The following is a 17,470-nucleotide window of genomic DNA, read 5'->3' on the forward strand; positions in this document are numbered from 1 at the left end:
GGAACGGACACTTCCTTCGGACCGCCTTCCAGCGGGCCCTCCGGGCGCTTCGTTCTTTCGTGTTCCCAGCTTACCAGATGTTTTCCGCTCCGTTTTCCGGAGTTTCATTCATCCGACCCTTGCTGGTCAGGTCCGCTTTTCTGCGGCGACCCCCACATTAGCTCATTTCGGGACTGACCCGAAATTCCCCGCTCCCACCGTTCGACGAAAACGCCGAGCGACCCAAATTAATGGGCTTCGAGTGAGAGTAGGACTTGCCGATTGCGACGGCCGCTCGGCCGGTTTGCGGCGACCTCTCGGTCTGCCGTGCACCCGCCCGCTTCAGCGACTCGTCCAACACTAGGCCAGTCGGACCGGCACGTCAAACACCCGAGGGCCGGATCTGTCCAGATCCGGCCCTCGATGCTCAAAACCGCAGGTCAGCGGCGGTGCGTTTTCAGCCGGCCGAGACCAGCTCGGCGGCGGCCAGGTTGCGCTTGCCGCGGCGCAGGACCAGCCACCGGCCGTGCAGCAGGTCGGCCTCGGCCGGCACCGCTTCCTCGTCCGTCACCTTGACGTTGTTGAGGTAGGCGCCGCCCTCCTTGATCGTCCGGCGGGCGGCCGAACGGCTGGGCGCCAGGCCGACGGCGACCAACAGGTCTACCACCGGCTGGAGTTCGGCGACCTCCGCCTTCGGGACCTCGGCCAGCGCGGCCGCCAGGGTCGGCGCCTCCAGGTCGGCGAGGTCGCCCTGGCCGAACAGTGCCTTGGACGCGGCGACCGCGCGGTCGTACTGCTCGGCGCCGTGCACCAGGGTGGTCAGTTCCTCGGCGAGCGCGCGCTGGGCGAGCCGGGCGGCCGGGCGCTCGGTGGTCTCGCGCTCCAGCTCCTCGATCTCCTCCTTCGAGCGGAAGCTGAAGATCCGCAGGAAGTTGGGGACGTCCCGGTCGTCCGCGTTCAGCCAGAACTGGTAGAAGGCGTACGGGGTGGTGAGCTCGGGGTCGAGCCAGACCGTGCCCGACTCCGTCTTGCCGAACTTGGTGCCGTCGGCCTTGACGATCAGCGGGGTGGCCAGTGCGTGCACCGACTTCGCCTCCGCCTTGCGGATGAGGTCCGTGCCGGCGGTCAGGTTGCCCCACTGGTCGCTGCCACCGGTCTGCAGGGTGCAGCCGTAGCGGCGGTTCAGCTCCAGGTAGTCCATGCCCTGGAGGATCTGGTAGCTGAACTCGGTGAAGCTGATGCCCGCGTCGGAGTTGAGCCGCCGGGCGACGGCCTCCTTCGCGATCATGTTGTTGACGCGGAAGTACTTGCCCACGTCGCGCAGCAGGCTGATGGCCGACATCCCGGAGGTCCAGTCCAGGTTGTTGACCATGCGCGCCGCGTACGGGCCGTCGAAGTCGAGGAAGCGCGAGATCTGGCCACGCAGGCGGTCGACCCAGGCGGCCACCGTCTCGGGGTCGTTCAGGACGCGCTCGGCGGTCGGCTTGGGGTCACCGATCAGGCCGGTGGCACCGCCGACCAGGCCCAGCGGGAGGTTCCCCGCCTGCTGGATGCGGCGCATGGTCAGGATCTGCACCAGGTTCCCGAGGTGCAGGCTGGGGGCCGTCGGGTCGAAGCCGCAATAGAACGTGACCGGGCCGTCCGCGAACGCCTTGCGCAGTGCGTCCTCGTCGGTGGACAGGGCGATCAGCCCACGCCACCGCAGCTCGTCGACGATGTCCGTCACGGTCACGCTTCTCCTTCGATCGGGCGTCCGCCCGGTGCGGAACCCGGTTCGGTCGGGCCCCGGAGCGGAACGGCTCCAGCGTGGTAGAGCCTACGCGGTCCGGGCCAGCGAGTTTCCGTCGAGGCATCCGACCGGGCGCCCTGCCGCGGGCCCGCCGAAGGTCGGAAGCAGCCGGCCGGAGGCACCGCCTCCCCTGTCCCACCCCTCGCCTCCACCGGAAATTCCGTTGTTCGTCGGCCCGGGGCCCCTCCAGAGTGGTCCCACCGCCGTGCGGCGGCAGTGACGTGTGTGGAGACGGTCGTGCCGCCGTGGCACGCCCGGGGAAAGGGTGTGCCGAGGTGCGCAACACGCTGGTTCTGAACGCGAGCTACGAGCCCCTGACGACGGTGTCGCTCCAGCGCGCCGTGGTCCTGGTGCTCCAGGACAAGGCCGTGGTCGAGCAGGCCCACCCACTGCGGAGCATCCGCGGTACCGGCGTCTGCGTTCCGGTGCCCCGGGTGATCAGACTGCAGCGCTACGTACGGGTGCCGTTCCGACAACAGGCTCCGTGGTCCCGCCGCGGCGTGCTGGTCCGGGACCAGCACCTGTGCGCGTACTGCGGGCGCCGGGCCACCACCGTGGACCACCTGCAGCCCCGGTCGCGCGGTGGGGCGGACAGCTGGCTGAACACCGTGGCCGCCTGTGCCGAGGACAACCAGCTCAAGGCCGACCGGACGCCGGAGCAGGCCGGGATGAAGCTGCTGCGCAAGCCGTTCGTGCCGACGCCGCAGGCCACCCTGATGATGGCGCTGGGCCTGCGCGGCTCGGACCTCCGGGACCTGGCGGACTGGCTGCCGGCCGCCGTGGCACCCTCCGCCGCGTAGCCACCCGGCCGCCGCCGGCCGGGCCCGCCCCTTCGGCGGTGGAGGCGAACGCGATCGCCGCCGAAGGGGCGCCTCAGTCCTTCGCCTGGTACCCGGCCGCTATCCCGAAGTTGGCCGAGTGCTCGGGCACCGCGACGACCCGACCGCCGCCGATCAGCACCCGGCCGGAGATCAGCAGCGAGCCGGTGCCCTGCGGGAAGTTGCCGCCGACCGTCTCCTGGCCGCCGGCCAGGGCGAAGCGGCTGAGGTGGGCGGGCTGGTCCAGGCGTTCGTCGGCGGCGAGCACCAGCGCGCCGCCGTCGACGCCGACCGCCCGGACGTCGCCCTTCTCGGCGGTGGCCGCCTTCCAACGCTGCTTGCCGCTGTCCAGGTCGTAGCCGACGACGGAGACCGCTCCGCCGCCGTTCGCCGGAGCCAGTGTGGTGACCATCGTCCGGTCGTGGAAGAAGACGCCGGGAGTGGCCGAAAACGTACCGCGGGCGACGTCCAGCCTGCCCTCGCCCGCGGCGACCGGTATCTCGGCGGCCGGGTCGCCCGCCGGGCCCCAGGCGAACACCTTGTCGTTCTCGGGCTTCTCCCCGGTGGTCAGGACGACGGAGGGCTCGGCGGAGAGCACCGTCACCGTCTTCGGCTGGTTGTTCAGACCGCGCCACCAGCTCACCGTGCCGTCGGCGGTGTTCAGCGAGACGGCCTGGTCGACGGGGGTGGAGTCGGCGCAGGAGCTCGCCACCAGGACGGTCCTGCCGGTGACTCCGCCGGAGAGGGTGCAGAACTTGCCCTGTCCGGTGTACTGCCAGACGTCCTTGCCGTCGGCGGACTCCCAGGCGACCACGTGGTCGTCGCCGACGGCGATCACCTTGTCCTCGACGACGCCGACGCGCGCGGTGTAGCCGCCCTTCGCCGTGGAGAGCGGCTTGCTCCACACCGTCCGGCCGGTCTTGGTGTCGACCGCGGCCACCAGCGTGCACGGACTCTTCGGATCGGGCCCGCTCCGGAACAGCACGGCGCCCAGACCGGCCTCGTTGACGCCCGCCGAGAGCCCGCAGGGCGTGACCCCGGCCACCGGCGGCTCGACCGACCAGGTCGGCTTGCCGGCCGCCAGGTCGTAGGCGTGGACGCCGGTGGCGTCGGCGCGCACCACCGCGTCGGCCAGCAGCCAGCTGCCGACCAGGGTGTCGTCGGTGCCCGGCTGGAGTGCGGCGGCCGGCTGGGCCGACCAGGCCTTGGCGTGGGCGACGGTGAAGCCGGGTTCGCCGCCGGCGGCCGAGGCGTCGCCACCGTCCTGGGCACCGACCACCACGGCGGCCGCCACCAGCACGCCGAGGGCCGCGACTCCGGCGCCGGTCCGGACCACCAGGGCCCGCCGACCGGGGGCGTGGTCGGCGGAGAGCACCGCGTCGGCGGCGGCGCGCGCCTTGGCCCCGAGACCGGTCCGCGCCCTGTCGGCCGTCGACCCCTCCTCGGTCCCGCCCGCGCGGCCACGGCCACCGCCACGCCGCCCGGCCGCCCGCGGCCCGCGACCGGCGGGCTCCGGCGCGACGGCGGCCGCCACCGGATCGGCTGCGGGCCCGGGCTCGGCGACCGGCTCGGGCTCGATGTGCACATAGCCGTCGGCGGAGTACTCGGCGCCCGCCGGGGCGTACAGCTCCTCGCCGGTCGGCTGCTGCGGGACGGCGTACGGGGCGTACTGCTGCTGCCCGTAGTCGTCGTACCGGTAGTACGGCTGGTGCTGATCCCCCGGCTGCCCGCCCTGGCCGTAGCCGGGCTCCGCGTACCCGGGCTGCGCGTACCCGGCCTGCGGGTAGCCGTCCTGTCCGTACCCGGCCTGCGGGTACGCGCTCTGCCCGTACCCGTGCTGCGCGTATCCGTGATCCGGGAAGCCCTGGACCGGGTGGCCGGTTTCCGCGTACCCCGCGCCGGCGTCGTACCCGTGGCTTCCCTGCCAGTGCTGCGGCTGGTCCGGCCAGTCCTGCTGCGTCTGCTGCGGGTACCACGGCTGCTGTGCGGCGTCTCCGAGGGGATCCTGCGCCATCCGTTCCGTCCCTCCCGACCGCCGGCAATGCGGCAGCCAGCATCTCACGCCACCCGGAGCGCCTCCTTCCGGCCTCTGTGGGCCGGTTTCGGAAGCGGGTCCGCGGACGGGGGACGGCGGAACGGTGACAGCGGAAGGGACCTCAGCCGGACTCGTCCCGCAGGGCGGCGTCGATGCGGGCGGCGAGGGTGACGTCCAGGGCGGTGAGGCCGCCGGCGCTGTGGGTGGAGAGCGCGAAGTGCAGGGTCCGCCAGCGGATGTCGATGTCGGGGTGGTGGTCCAGCGCCTCCGCCTGCTCGGCGACCGCGACGACCACCCGGATCGCCGCCGGGAAGTCCGCCGCGTCGGCGGTGCGGACGATGGTGTCACCGTCCCGGCTCCACTGCGGCAGGTCGGCCAGGGCGGCCGTGATCTCGTCCTCCGTCAGACGCGCTCTGGTGCTCATCGAACCGCTCCCGGGTGTCGGGGTGACTGGTGAATGAAGGGTCAGGCCTTCCGACGCGGACGGGGTACCAGTTCGCCACCGCAGTTGGGGCAGGTGGCGGCCATGGCCTCGGTGCAGTCCGGACAGAAGGTGCACTCGTAGGAGCATAGGGACGCCGGGCCGTCCGCCGTCAGCGACACCGCGCAGCGTTCGCAGGTGTCGCGCATCTCCAGTGCCATGGCCTCTCCCTCGGGGCGAGCGGAACGAACGGAACGGGCGGGAACGGGTGGGATCGGGCGGGGCCTCGCTCAGCTGACGAGCAGCTTGGTGACGGCCACCAGGCCGACCACCACGATGACCCCGCGCAGCACCGGCGGGGGCAGCTTGCGGCCGACCTTGGCGCCGACCAGGCCGCCGCAGAGCGAGCCGACGGCGATCAGCCCGGCGGCGGCCCAGTTGATGGTCGAGGTGAAGAGGAAGAACACGGCGGCGACGCCGTTGACGATCAGCGCCAGCGCGTTCTTCACGCCGTTGATCCGCTGGAGGTCCTCCTGGAGCAGCATCCCCATCAGGGCCAGCAGCAGGACGCCCTGGGCGGCGCCGAAGTAGCCGCCGTAGATGCCGGTCAGGAAGACGCCGGCCAGCAGCGCGACGCCGCCGTCGGGGTCTCCCCCGGGCCGGCGCCGGGCGGCGACCGCCTTGGCCACCCGGGGCTGGATCACCACCAGGACGAGGGCCAGCAGGATCAGGACCGGGACGATCGTGTCGAAGGCGCTGCTCGGCAGCTCGATCAGCAGGACGGCGCCGACCAGCCCGCCGAACAGCGCGGCGATGCCGAGGCGGACCAGTCGCCGGCCCTGGTCGGCCAGCTCCCTCCGGTAGCCGATCACACCGCTGAGCGAGCCGGGCACCAGGCCGAAGGCGTTGGAGACGTTGGCGGTGACCGGTGGGATGCCGACGGCGAGCAGCACCGGGAAGGTGATCAGGGTTCCGGAGCCGACGATCACGTTGATCATCCCCGCGCCGACTCCCGCCACCAGGACGGCGATCGCCTCCCAGAGCGTCATGGGCCACCTCTCGTCTCGGTCCTGTCCGAGGCGATCATGCCGGACGGCGGGGTGCGCCTACCAGGGCCCGCCCACGATTCGGGACGTACACCACACGAGCGTTCACCGGACGCAACACACGCTCCGGACGGGCCGTGCGCCGCGAGGGGGCGCCTGCGACGCCGAGGGCCCGCTCCCCGTGTACCGCACGGGAGGCGGGCCCTCGGTACCGCGCGCGACGACGACGCGCCGCGCGACGGGGTCAGCTCACTCCGGGTCGATCTTCCGGTACTCGCGGGCCGGGTCCACCCGGGGGCGGGCGGCGCCCTTGGTGTCGGTGTCCAGCGGGCGCGGACCGGCCGCCGGGTCGAGCGGGACCTGGGTGGCCGCCGGCGCCGGGGCGCTCGGGGCGGCGGGCACGCCGCCGTTCGCGCCGCCGTTGCCGGTCAGGCCGGTGAAGGCGCCGCCGAGGCCCTTGAGCGCGTCTCCGACCTCGCTGGGGATGATCCACAGCTTGTTGGAGTCGCCCTTGGCCAGCTCGGGCAGGGTCTGCAGGTACTGGTAGGCGAGCAGCTTCTGGTCGGCGTCGCCGTCGTGGATCGCCTCGAACACGGTGCGGATCGCGGCCGCCTCACCGTCGGCGCGCAGCACCGCGGCCTGCGCCTCACCCTCGGCCTTGAGCACCTCGGCCTGCTTCTCGCCCTCGGCCCGCAGGATCTGCGCCTGCCGGGCGCCCTCGGCGGTGAGGATCGCGGCGCGCTTGTCACGGTCGGCGCGCATCTGCTTCTCCATCGAGTCCTGGATGGAGGTCGGCGGCTCGATCGCCTTCAGCTCGACGCGGTTGACGCGGATGCCCCACTTGCCGGTGGCCTCGTCCAGCACGCCGCGCAGACCGGCGTTGATCACCTCGCGGGAGGTCAGCGTCGACTCCAGGTCCATCGAGCCGATGATGTTGCGCAGCGTGGTGACGGTCAGCTGCTCGATCGCCTGGATGTAGCTGGCGACCTCGTAGGTGGCGGCCCGGGCGTCGGTGACCTGGTAGTAGATCACCGTGTCGATGTTGACCACCAGGTTGTCCTGGGTGATCACCGGCTGCGGCGGGAAGGGCACGACCTGCTCGCGCAGGTCGATCCGGTTCCGGACCCGGTCGATGAACGGGACGACGATGTTCAGCCCTGCGTTGAGCGTCCGGGTGTAGCGGCCGAAGCGCTCCACGATCGCGGCGCTGGCCTGCGGGATGACCTGAATCGTCTTGATCAGCGCGATGAATGCCACCACGACCAGGACGACCAGGACGATAAGGACGGGTTCCACGGACTCTCCCCTAGACGACCAGGGCGGTCGCGCCCTGGATTTCGACGACGTCGACCTGCTGCCCCGGCTCGTACACACTGCCGGGGTTGAGCGCGCGGGCCGACCAGATCTCGCCCTTGAGCTTGATCCGCCCGCCCTCCCCGTCGACTCTTTCCGCGACGACCGCGGTGGCGCCCTGAAGCGCCTCGATGCCCATCTTGATCTGCGGGCCCTTCCTGAGTTGCCGGTACGCGATGGGGCGCACCACGACCAGCAGGGCGACCGAGACCGCGACGAAGGTCAGGACCTGCCACACCGCCCCGGCGCCGAGCCCGGCGACACCGGCCGCGGCGAGCGCGCCGACCGCGAACATCGCGAACTCCGGCATCGCGGTGACGACCAGCGGTATGCCGAGGCCGACGGCGGCCAGGAGCCACCAGATCCAGCTGTCCACGTGTCCATCCTAGGGAGCGAAGGGCCTTCGAGGCGGACAGTTCCCGCAGGTGGAGGGGCGGAAACCGGTCGCACGTGCGACCGGCTCCAGTTCAGCCGAGTTCAGCCGGGTTCAGTGCGGTCCGGCGGCCGTCCGGCGGGCGTCCCGCACCCGGCCCGACCGCCCTCAGCCGAGCGGCAGGCCCTGCGCGGACCAGCGGTCGCCGTGACGCTCCAGCGTCAGCGGCAGGCCGAAGCACTTGGAGAGGTTGCGCGCCGTCAGCTCGGTGTCGATCGGGCCGGCGGTGAGCACCTTGCCCTGGCGGATCATCAGGACGTGGGTGAAGCCCGGCGCGATCTCCTCGACGTGGTGGGTGACCATCGCCATGGCCGGCGCGAACTCGTCCTGGGCCAGCGCGCCGAGGCGGCGCACCAGGTCCTCTCGGCCGCCGAGGTCCAGGCCGGCGGCGGGCTCGTCCAGCAGCAGCAGCTCGGGGTCGGTCATCAGGGCGCGGGCGATCAGGGTGCGCTTCTTCTCGCCCTCGGAGAGGGTGCCGAACTTGCGCTCGGTCAGGCCGGCCATGCCGAGCCGGTCCAGCAGGGCGAGCGCGCGCGACTCGTCGGCCTGCTCGTACTGCTCCTGCCAGCTGACCGTCATGCCGTAGGCGGCGGTGAGCACCGTCTGCAGCACGGTCTGCCCGGCGGGCAGCTTGTCGAACATGGCGGCGCCGGCCAGGCCGATCCGGGAGCGCAGCTCGAAGACGTCGACCTCGCCGAGCTTCTCGCCGAGGACGGACACCTTGCCGGCGGTCGGGAAGAGGTACGTGGAGGCGATCTGCAGCAGGGTGGTCTTGCCGGCGCCGTTGGGGCCGAGGATGACCCAGCGCTCGCCCTCGGAGATGGACCACGAGACCTGATCGACCAGCGCGCGCCCCTCCCGGACCACGGATACGTCCACCAGCTCCAGCACGTCGCTCATGCCTACGCCTTCCCCAAAACAGAAATTCGGCCGTCGGTGCGGGCGGGGCAGCCACTCCGGCGGCCGGTGGGCACGGAGTGGGTGCGCCGCACGCGCATGGGCAAACCTACGCCACGCGGATGACCGCCGATTCCGTAGGCTGGCCGGATGCTCGCGACTCCTGCCGACAATCCGTACGAAGAGCCCCGTTCGGGGCGGCTGGCCGCTTGGGGCAACGCCCTGTTGGCCGGATTGGTGCCGCCCGACAACGCCGCCGCGGCGGTGCTGGGCAGTGACGAGAGCCACCGGGTGACCGGGCTGCCCGGGGACGCACCGGGCGAGCGGCACGGGCTCACCTGGGCGCTGGGACGGCTGCGGGTGCTGGGGGTGAAGGGGCTGCGGCTGGCGTTGCCCTCCGCCGGGCACCCGCTGGGGCTGACCGGTCCGGCGCCGTTCAACGAGCGCGCGCTGGGCGCGGGCGAGGCCGTGCTGGCGGTCGGGGCACCGCTCGGGCTGGTGCCGGAGGTCGAGGTGTTCGGGCCGGTCGGGGACCGCTCGGCGACGGTGCTCTGGCGCTGCTCCGAGGTCAACGACGCGCCCCCGGCCGACGTGCCGTCGCTGCACGAGGCCGAGCGGGAGCTGGCGGACGGGCTGCGGGAGGCGACGGTGCTGCTGGCCCGCCTCGACGTTGCCGGGGCCGGGCCGGAGGCGCTGCGGGAGCTGGAGGCGTTCCGGCGGCGCGGGCACGTCGAGCTGCTCGCCCCCGGGTACCCTCCGCGCGCCGTCCGGGTGCTGGAGTCGGCCCGGCAGGTGTCGGCGCTGCTGTCGATCGCCTCGGGCGGCCACGGCGCGGCGGTCAGCGCCTCCGAGATGGCCTCCCGCCAGGCGGTGCTGGACCCCCTGCGGCGGATCGCCCGCCGGGCCCAGGTGGCGGCGTACAACGCGCTGGTGGACGAGAAGGGGTCAGCTTGACCCGGCCCTGAAGGGCCGGGCGTGGAGGTAGGGCGCGACTGGCTGTTGCGTGGCCTCCTCCGTCTGAGCACCTAGGCGGGTGCTGGGACGCGTGACTCACGCCCCGCGAGCCACACAGCCTCGCCCTTGCGGGCGATGTTGCGGGACGCGTTGTCGTCCGCGTGCGTGACGGTCCCGCAGGACCGGCACGCGAACGTTGCTTGATCGACGCGGTTCTTCCGCTCGATGTGGAGGCACTGGGAGCATTGCAGGCTGGTGTACGCCGGATCGACGTACACCAGCGGCACTCCGGCTCGCTTCGCCTTGTACTCCACGAAGGAGGCGAGCTGCGCGAAGCCCCACGAGTGCAGAGACGTCCGCTGGTCCTTGCGGAGCCGTACCCGGCTGCGGATGCCCGTGAGGTCTTCGAGGGCGATCCCTTGGCCGGTGCGTTCAGCGGTGGTGACGATCGTCTTGGAGACGATGTGGTTGACGTTGGCTGCGTGACGCTGCTCGCGTCGCGCGCGCTTCTTGAGCAGCCGCTTCGCGGCCTTGGTTCCCTTGGCCTGGAGCTTCTTGCGCAGGTCGAACTGCCGCTTGCGGTGTCGGTTCAGACCACGCCCGGCGACCCGGTAACCGGTGCTGGTGGTGGCGATGTTGGCGATGCCGAGGTCCACACCGACGAACCCGGCCGGTCTCTCTGTGAGCGGCTTCGACGGCACGTCGCAGGTGGCGATCAGGTAAAACCCGCCGTCGCGCTCGATCAGGTCGGATTCGCCCTGCCGGTGCTCGCGGAGCATCTTGAGTGCCTCCGACGAGCACGCGAAACGCACGCCCTTGAGCCGCCCGGCCGTGGCCCGGATCGACACCGTACCGGCGTCCAACTGCCAGGACAGACATCGGTCGTCGTACGGCTGCGCGGCTTCGGGCCGGAACGTGATCGGCTTGGACTCCGCCTTGACCCTCCGCTTGGAGCCAGGCCTGCCGAGGTTCCCGGCACGAATGTTGGCCTTCAACGTCGTGTAGGCGTCACGGACCTTCTTGATCACGTGCTGGGAGGCCTGGGCCCCCAGCCCGCGCGCCTTCAACTCGGCATAGGTGTGCTTGCGCAGCTCGTACTCACGCGGCACACCGTGCTCGAACGCCACGGCGGACACCCAGCACGCCGCCTCGTTGGCCGTGCGCAGGGTGGAGCGCAGCGCGGCGGCCTGGTCGGCCTCCGGCAACAGCTTCACCTGCGTCACGAGCTTCACACGGCGGGAACCGTAACAGCCGCCACCGACAAACGGCCGTCCAGCTCTTCGGAGCGATGCTGCGGCGCTCCGCGCCACAGGTCTCAGGGGCGAATTCCTCCCGGCCGTGAACGGCCGGGGTTCCGTCGCAGATCAGGCTGAATTCCGCCCCTCCCGGGGGCGGCTCCCGGGCCGCCGCGGGCCCTCCGGGCCCTGGGGCCCGTCCGGCCCTAGGCCTCCCGGGCCTCGCCGTGCCGGACCGCCCAGAGCGCGGCCTGGGTGCGGTCGGCGAGGTCCAGCTTCATCAGGATGTTGGAGACGTGCGTCTTCACCGTCTTCTCCGAGAGGTGCAGGCTCCGCGCGATCTCCCGGTTGGAGCGGCCGTCGGCGATGTGCCCGAGCACCTCGCGCTCGCGCTCGGTCAGGGTGGCACCGCGGCCCTGCGGCTGGCGGGGACCGTCGTCGGCGAGCAGCGCCTCCGCGAGCTCGGGCTGGAGCAGCACGTGGCCGGCGTGGACCGAGCGGATCGCCCCGGCCAGCGCCTCCGGGTCGACGTCCTTGTACACGTACCCGGCGGCACCGGCCCGCAGTGCGGGGACCATGGTCCGGTGCTCGGTGAAGCTGGTGACGATCAGGATCCGGGCCCGGCTGCCCTCGCCCTTGAGCGTGCGCAGCGCCTCGATGCCGTCGACGCCGGGCATCTTGAGGTCCATCAGGACGACGTCGGGGTCGAGCTCCCGGGCCCGGTCGACGCCGTCCGCGCCGTCGGCGGCCTCGCCGACCACCTCGATGTCGTCCTGCACCTCCAGGAAGGTGCGCAGACCCCGGCGGACCACCTGGTGGTCGTCGACCAGCAGGACGCGGATCACTGGTGTGGTGTCAGGCACCGGGGACCTCCATCTCGACGACCGTCCCCTTCCCGGGGGCCGAGTCCAGGGTGAGCGTGCCGCCGACGGCGGCGGCGCGGTCGCGCATCGAGGCCAGGCCGAGGTGGCGGCCGGCGCGGCGGACGGAGTCGGGGTCGAAGCCCCGGCCGTCGTCGCGCACGCGCAGGACGGCGCCGCGCGCGGGCGTGCCGGCCAGGGTGACGGTGACGCGCCGGGCGCCGGAGTGGCGCAGCGCGTTGTGCAGGGCCTCCTGGGCGACCCTCAGCAGGGCCGCCTCCTGGGCCGGTGGCAGGGCGCGGACGCCGTCGGCGGCGAAGGCGACGTCGGCGCTGTGGGCGCGGTCGAGGACCTGCACCTGGGAGGCGAGGGTGGCGCTGAGGCCGTCCTCCTCCAGGGCGGCCGGGCGCAGCTCGACCACCACGGCGCGCAGCTCGTCGGCGGCCTCGGCGGCGAGCTTGGCGACCTCGGCGAGTTCGGCGCGGGCGCGGGCCGGGTCCCGCTCGACCAGCTTGGCGGCGGCGTTGGCGGTGAGGCGCAGCGAGAAGAGCTTCTGCGAGACGGCGTCGTGCAGGTCGTGGGCGATCCGGGCGCGTTCGCCGGCCAGGGTCAGCTCGCGGCTTCGCTCGTAGAGGCGGGCGTTGGAGAGGGCGAGGGCGGCGTGCGCGGCCAGTATCCGCAGCAGCTCCTCGTCGTGGTCGGTGAAGCCGCCGCCGCCGCGCTTGTTGGCGAGGAAGATCACGCCCATGACCTGCGAGTCGTCCTCGGCGGCGTCGGTGTCGAGGATGGGCATGCCGAGGAAGGCGTCCATCTCGGGGTGGGCGGCGGGCCAGCCGCCGAACGCGGGGGCCTCGCGCACGTCGGCGAGCCGGGTGGGGCCGGTCTCGTGCAGCATCTTGGCGAGCACGCCGTGCTGGCGGGGCAGCGGGCCGATGGCCTTCCACTGCTCGTCGGTGACGCCGTCGACGACGAACTGGGCGAAGCCGCCGTGGTCGTCGGGCACGCCCAGGGCCGCGTACTCGGCGCCGAGCAGACCGCGGGCGGAGGCGGTGATCCGCCGCAGCACCTCGCGCACCTCCAGGTGGCGGCTCATCGCCAGTAGGGCCTGGCTGACGGCCTCGATGCCGGCCAGGCAGGGCTCGCAGGCGGGCAGCGGGCCGGCGGGCGGCGGGCCGATCGGGATCCGGTCGACGGGCAGCAGGCCGGCCGGGGACCGGCGGTCACTGGGCGCGGTGGGCATACCGCCAAACTACCGCCGCCGGGCCGGCCGCCGCGTCGGTCCGCAGCAGGTCGGGGCCCGGGTCCGCAGACCTAGGCCCCCCGCCGGCCCGGGGCGGGGGCGCGACCGCCGAGGGGCGGCCCTCCCCGTGCGGGAGGGCCGCCCCTCGGCGGTCGGGAAGGGCTCAGCCCTTCTGCATGACCTCGGGCTCGTGGCGCCGCTGGAGGCGGGTCACGATGATGCCGATGACGACGGACATCGCGATCAGCGCGCCCGCGTTGATCGCCCACTGGGTGACGGTGCTGTCCCACAGCGGGTCGTAGTCCGGGTTCTGGAAGTCCTTGTTCCAGGGGCCCATGAGGTGCGACAGGTCGAGCGTGGTGGCCACGATGCCGGTGCCCCAGCGGGCCGGCATCAGCCAGGCGGCCTGCTCCAGTCCGGGCTTGCCGAAGATCTGGAAGAGGCAGCCGGTGAAGACGACCTGGACGATCGCGAACATGACCAGCAGGGGCATGGTCTTCTCGGCGGTCTTCACCAGCGCGGAGATCATCAGGCCGAACATCATCGCGGCGAAGCTCAGGAGGATCATGCCGATGGTCATCTCGATGACCGGCAGGTTCTCGACGATCAGGCCCTTCGCGGGCAGCTTGCGCGGCAGGAAGCCGACGGCGGAGATGATGGCGCCCTGGATCACGCTGAAGATGCCCAGCACGATGATCTTGGACATCATGTACGCCGAGCGGGAGAGCCCGGTGGCCCGTTCCCGTTCGTAGATCGCCCGTTCCTTGATCAATTCTCGGACCGAGTTGGCCGAGCCGGAGAAACAGGCGCCGATCGCCAGGATCAGCATGATCGTCGCGGCCCCGCTGTTGAGGTGGAGCTGCGTCTTCGGGTTGGCCGCGAGCCCCGGTTCGTTGGGGATCAGCACACTGACCGCGCCGATGACCGCGGGCAGCAGCACCGACAGGGCCAGGAAGCCGCGGTCCGAGGCGAGCACCGACATGTAGCGGCGCATCAGCGTCCACAGCTGCGAGCCCCAGCTCTGCGGCTTCGGCGGGCGGACGGCCTCCTGGACGATCTGGGCGGACTGCACCGCCCCGGCGTCCACGTCGGCGGAGTACTGCTGGTAGTGCACCGAGCCCCGGTAACGGCCGGCCCAGTCGTGGTCCGGGTAGTTCTCGAAGGCCTGGAAGACATCGGCCCAGGTCTCGTACCCGAAGAAGTGCAGCGCCTCGTCCGGTGGGCCGAAGTAGGCCACCGAACCACCCGGAGCCATCACCAGCAGCCGGTCGCAGAGGGCGAGTTCGGCCACCGAGTGGGTGACGACCAGGATGGTGCGGCCGTCGTCGGCGAGGCCGCGCAGCATCTGCATGACCTCGCGGTCCATGCCCGGGTCGAGGCCCGAGGTGGGCTCGTCCAGGAAGATCAGCGAGGGCTTGGTGAGCAGCTCCAGGGCGACCGAGACGCGCTTCTGCTGGCCGCCGGAGAGCGCGGTGATCCGGTTGTCGGCGCGCTTGTCCAGACGCAGCTCGTAGAGCACCTCGTCGATCCGCGCCTCGCGCTCGCGCGCCTCGGTGTCCCCGGGGAACCGCAGCCGGGCCGCGTACTTGAGGCCGGTGCGGACGGTCAGCTCCTTGTGCAGGATCTCCGACTGCGGCACCAGGCCGATCCGCGAGCGCAGCTCGGCGAACTGCTTGTAGAGGTTGCGGCCGTCGTAGAGGACGTCGCCGCGGTCGGCCGGGCGGTAGCCGGTGAGGGCGCGCAGCAAGGTCGACTTGCCGGAGCCGGACGGGCCGATGACCGCGACCAGCGACTTCTCCGGCACGCCGAAGCTGACGTCGTTGAGCAGGATCTTCTTGCCGCCCTTGAAGTCGACCTCGACGGTCAGGTGGCGGGCGGAGAAGGAGACCGCGCCGGTGTCGACGAACTCCTGCAGCTGGTCGCCGACCAGGACGAAGCTGGAGTGGCCGACCGTCAGGCGGTCCTGCGGCCCCATCAGCTGGCGCTGGACGGGCCGGCCGTTGAGGAAGATGCCGTTGTGGCTGCCCAGGTCGACGATCTCGTACCGGCCGTCGGGCAGCTGGCGCAGCTCGGCGTGGTGGCGGGAGACCTGGAGGTCGGAGACGACGATGTCGTTGTCGAGCGCGCGACCGATCCGGACGGTGTTCATCCCCGCGGTCAGGTTGCGGATCATCGTCGGCTGCGGGCCGCCGGCGTCGTGCCGGGGGGCCTGCTGCTGCGGGAAACCGCCCGGCTGGGGGGCCTGCTGGGGGAAGCCCTGCTGCTGCGGGAAGGGCTGCGGCTGCGGCTGCCCGCCCCACTGCTGCTGGGGCTGGGGCTGGTAGGGCTGCTGCTGCACCGGAGGCTGCTGGGCCCAGGGCTGCTGGGCCGGCGCCTGCTGCTGGACGGGCGGCTGCGGCGCGGGGACGTGGCTGCGGCTGGTGGCGGCCTCGTGCCAGGCCGGGGCGGGCGCGGCGGCCTGGGCGGGCGCGGAGAAGCTCAGCCGGGGGCCGTTCTCGGCGTTGCCGAGGTTGACCACCGCGCCCGGGAAGAGCGGGGCCTGCTGGGTCCGGGCGCCGGCGGTGTAGGTGCCGTTGGTGCTCCCGTGGTCGTCGAGCTGCCAACCGGCCCCGTTGAAGGAGATGGTGGCGTGCTGCCAGGAGACCCTGGCGTCGTCGAACGGGAAGTCCGACTGCGGGTTGCGCCCGATGGTGTAGGACCGCCCCGGCTCCAGAGTCCGCTGCTGTCCGTTGATCTCAATGACGAGTTGCGGCACTGCTCGCCTGCCCCGCTCTCTCGGTCCCCCGATTTTGCCCCCGACCGGGGGTGCGATGATCCTGAATCTGACGGGGGAATCATTCCAGTCCGCCGCCCGTTGGTGAAAGTCACCCCCGGTGACTGTGACCAGGCGGCAACGATTCGCGGACGCCCCTGCCACCACCCCGTGATGTCGCCTCTGCGCCACCATCCGGTCACCCGGATCGTGCGCACACCGCCCACACCCCTTCCACGCCCCCGTCCACGACGCGGACGGGTGCCGTGACGGCGCCGGCCGGCGGGTAGCGTGGGAGTCACCATGAACGCATCGCCCTTGGCCGCCGAGCCGTTCCCCGCCCCGCAGCCCCGGACCGAGGACGAGCGCACCCTGCTCGTCAAGGTGTTCGGCAAGGACCGCCCCGGCATCACCGCCGGCCTCTTCGCCAACCTGTCCGCGTTCGGCGTCGACGTCATCGACATCGAGCAGGTCGTCACCCGCGGCCGGATAACGCTGTGCGCCCTGGTCACCCCGCCGACCACGCCGGGCGCCGAGGGCGGGCTGCGCTCCACCGTGCACCGCTGGGCCGAGGAGCAGAAGCTCCAGGCCGAGATCATCTCCGGCATCGGCGACAACCGGCCGCGCCGCGAGGGTCGTTCGCACGTCACCGTGCTGGGCCACCCGCTCACCGCCGCCGCGGTGTCGGCGCTCACCGCCCGGATCACCGCCTCGGGCGGCAACATCGACCGTGTCTTCCGGCTGGCCAAGTACCCGGTGACCGCCGTCGAGCTGGCCGTCTCCGGTGTCGCCACCGACGAGCTGCGCGCCGCGCTGGCCCAGGAGGCGGCCCAGCAGCGGGTGGACATCGCGGTGGTGGCGGCGGGCCTCGAACGCCGGGCCAAGCGCCTGGTGGTGATGGACGTCGACTCCACGCTGATCCAGGACGAGGTGATCGAGCTGTTCGCCGCCCACGCGGGCTGCGAGGAGGAGGTCGCCGCGGTGACGGCCGCGGCGATGCGCGGCGAGCTGGACTTCGCCGAGTCGCTGCACGCCCGGGTGGCGCTGCTGGCCGGCCTGGACGCCGGGGTGACCGAGAAGGTCCGCGCGGAGGTCAGGTTCACGCCGGGCGCGCGGACCCTCATCCGCACGCTGCAGCGACTGGGCTTCCAGGTCGCGGTGGTCTCCGGCGGCTTCACCCAGGTCACCGACCACCTGGTGGAGCAGCTGGGCCTGGACTTCGCGGCCGCCAACACCCTGGAGGTGGTGGACGGCAAGTTCACCGGCCGGGTGGTCGGCGAGATCGTGGACCGGGCCGGCAAGGCCCGCTGGCTGGCCCGCTTCGCCGAGCAGGCGAAGGTGCCGCTGGAGCAGACGGTGGCGATCGGTGACGGCGCCAACGACCTGGACATGCTGAACGCGGCCGGGCTGGGCGTGGCCTTCAACGCCAAGCCGGTGGTGCGCGAGGCCGCCGACACCGCGGTGAACGTGCCGTTCCTGGACACCGTGCTGTACCTGCTGGGCATCACGCGCGAAGAGGTCGAGGCGGCCGACGCGCTGGACGGCACGCCGACCGAGTAGGCGCCGCGGAGCGTACGTGAGGGGCGCGGGGACCGAAGTCCCCCCCCCCCGCCCCGCGGCCCGGCCGCTTTCGTTGTCCGTCCCCGTATTTGCAGTGC

Annotated in this window: 15 protein-coding genes; 3 read left to right on the top strand and 12 right to left on the bottom strand. The window is 72.3% G+C overall.

What is annotated here, in order from left to right; all coding sequences use genetic code 11:
• Nucleotides 1-436: 436 nt before the first annotated feature.
• On the bottom strand, nt 437-1,705 hold the full coding sequence (gene tyrS / locus ACFVYI_RS40980; protein WP_387894994.1) for a tyrosine--tRNA ligase: 1,269 nt from the start codon (nt 1,703-1,705) through the stop codon (nt 437-439).
• 338 nt (nt 1,706-2,043) lie between these two features.
• On the opposite strand from tyrS, the gene ACFVYI_RS40985 reads away from it, so the two are divergent.
• Entirely contained in the window at nt 2,044-2,568 is a 525-nt protein-coding gene (locus ACFVYI_RS40985) for an HNH endonuclease (RefSeq protein ID WP_387894978.1), read from the top strand.
• A gap of 73 nt (nt 2,569-2,641) precedes the next feature.
• Here the strand turns inward: ACFVYI_RS40985 and ACFVYI_RS40990 are convergent, their stop codons facing one another.
• From ACFVYI_RS40990 to ACFVYI_RS41020, 7 genes are all read right to left on the bottom strand, one after another.
• Nucleotides 2,642-4,600 (bottom strand): PQQ-binding-like beta-propeller repeat protein, encoded by a 1,959-nt coding sequence (locus ACFVYI_RS40990; RefSeq protein WP_387894979.1) that lies wholly within the window; start codon nt 4,598-4,600, stop codon nt 2,642-2,644.
• A 142-nt stretch (nt 4,601-4,742) separates the two neighbouring features.
• On the bottom strand, nt 4,743-5,045 hold the full coding sequence (locus tag ACFVYI_RS40995; protein WP_387894981.1) for a 4a-hydroxytetrahydrobiopterin dehydratase: 303 nt from the start codon (nt 5,043-5,045) through the stop codon (nt 4,743-4,745).
• 41 nt (nt 5,046-5,086) lie between these two features.
• A complete protein-coding gene (locus ACFVYI_RS41000) occupies nt 5,087-5,263 on the bottom strand; it encodes a DUF1272 domain-containing protein (protein ID WP_387894982.1) in 177 nt (58 codons plus the stop codon).
• 69 nt (nt 5,264-5,332) lie between these two features.
• On the bottom strand, nt 5,333-6,091 hold the full coding sequence (locus ACFVYI_RS41005; protein ID WP_387894983.1) for a sulfite exporter TauE/SafE family protein: 759 nt from the start codon (nt 6,089-6,091) through the stop codon (nt 5,333-5,335).
• A 246-nt stretch (nt 6,092-6,337) separates the two neighbouring features.
• Nucleotides 6,338-7,384 (bottom strand): SPFH domain-containing protein, encoded by a 1,047-nt coding sequence (locus ACFVYI_RS41010; RefSeq protein WP_387894985.1) that lies wholly within the window; start codon nt 7,382-7,384, stop codon nt 6,338-6,340.
• A 10-nt stretch (nt 7,385-7,394) separates the two neighbouring features.
• Nucleotides 7,395-7,817 carry an NfeD family protein gene (locus tag ACFVYI_RS41015; RefSeq protein WP_387894986.1) on the bottom strand — a complete coding sequence of 141 codons (423 nt, stop codon included), beginning with the start codon at nt 7,815-7,817 and terminating at the stop codon, nt 7,395-7,397.
• Nucleotides 7,818-7,982: 165 nt separating this feature from the next.
• Nucleotides 7,983-8,774, bottom strand: a complete 792-nt coding sequence (locus tag ACFVYI_RS41020) for an ABC transporter ATP-binding protein (RefSeq protein ID WP_380574250.1) — start codon at nt 8,772-8,774, stop codon at nt 7,983-7,985.
• 147 nt (nt 8,775-8,921) lie between these two features.
• Here ACFVYI_RS41020 and ACFVYI_RS41025 point away from each other — a divergent pair, with 147 nt between their 5' ends.
• Nucleotides 8,922-9,725 carry a hypothetical protein gene (locus tag ACFVYI_RS41025; RefSeq protein WP_387894988.1) on the top strand — a complete coding sequence of 268 codons (804 nt, stop codon included), beginning with the start codon at nt 8,922-8,924 and terminating at the stop codon, nt 9,723-9,725.
• 71 nt (nt 9,726-9,796) lie between these two features.
• On the opposite strand, the gene ACFVYI_RS41030 is transcribed toward ACFVYI_RS41025, so the two are convergent.
• From ACFVYI_RS41030 to ACFVYI_RS41045, 4 genes are all read right to left on the bottom strand, one after another.
• Entirely contained in the window at nt 9,797-10,957 is a 1,161-nt protein-coding gene (locus ACFVYI_RS41030) for an RNA-guided endonuclease InsQ/TnpB family protein (protein ID WP_387894990.1), read from the bottom strand.
• 209 nt (nt 10,958-11,166) lie between these two features.
• A complete protein-coding gene (locus tag ACFVYI_RS41035) occupies nt 11,167-11,823 on the bottom strand; it encodes a response regulator (protein WP_387894991.1) in 657 nt (218 codons plus the stop codon).
• The gene (locus ACFVYI_RS41040; protein ID WP_387894995.1) at nt 11,816-12,913 is read right to left on the bottom strand and encodes a GAF domain-containing sensor histidine kinase; all 1,098 of its coding nucleotides are present in this window, start codon (nt 12,911-12,913) and stop codon (nt 11,816-11,818) included. The genes ACFVYI_RS41035 and ACFVYI_RS41040 overlap by 8 nt, the downstream gene beginning before the upstream one ends.
• Before the next feature lie 310 nt (nt 12,914-13,223).
• Nucleotides 13,224-15,815, bottom strand: a complete 2,592-nt coding sequence (locus tag ACFVYI_RS41045; protein ID WP_387894992.1) for an FHA domain-containing protein — start codon at nt 15,813-15,815, stop codon at nt 13,224-13,226.
• 300 nt (nt 15,816-16,115) lie between these two features.
• Here ACFVYI_RS41045 and serB point away from each other — a divergent pair, with 300 nt between their 5' ends.
• Nucleotides 16,116-17,372, top strand: coding sequence for a phosphoserine phosphatase SerB (serB, locus tag ACFVYI_RS41050; RefSeq protein WP_387894993.1), 1,257 nt, complete (start codon nt 16,116-16,118; stop codon nt 17,370-17,372).
• The last annotated feature ends 98 nt before the right edge of the window (nt 17,373-17,470 follow it).

The organism is Kitasatospora sp. NPDC058218 (genome assembly GCF_042882445.1).
Classification (GTDB): Bacteria; Actinomycetota; Actinomycetes; order Streptomycetales; family Streptomycetaceae; genus Kitasatospora.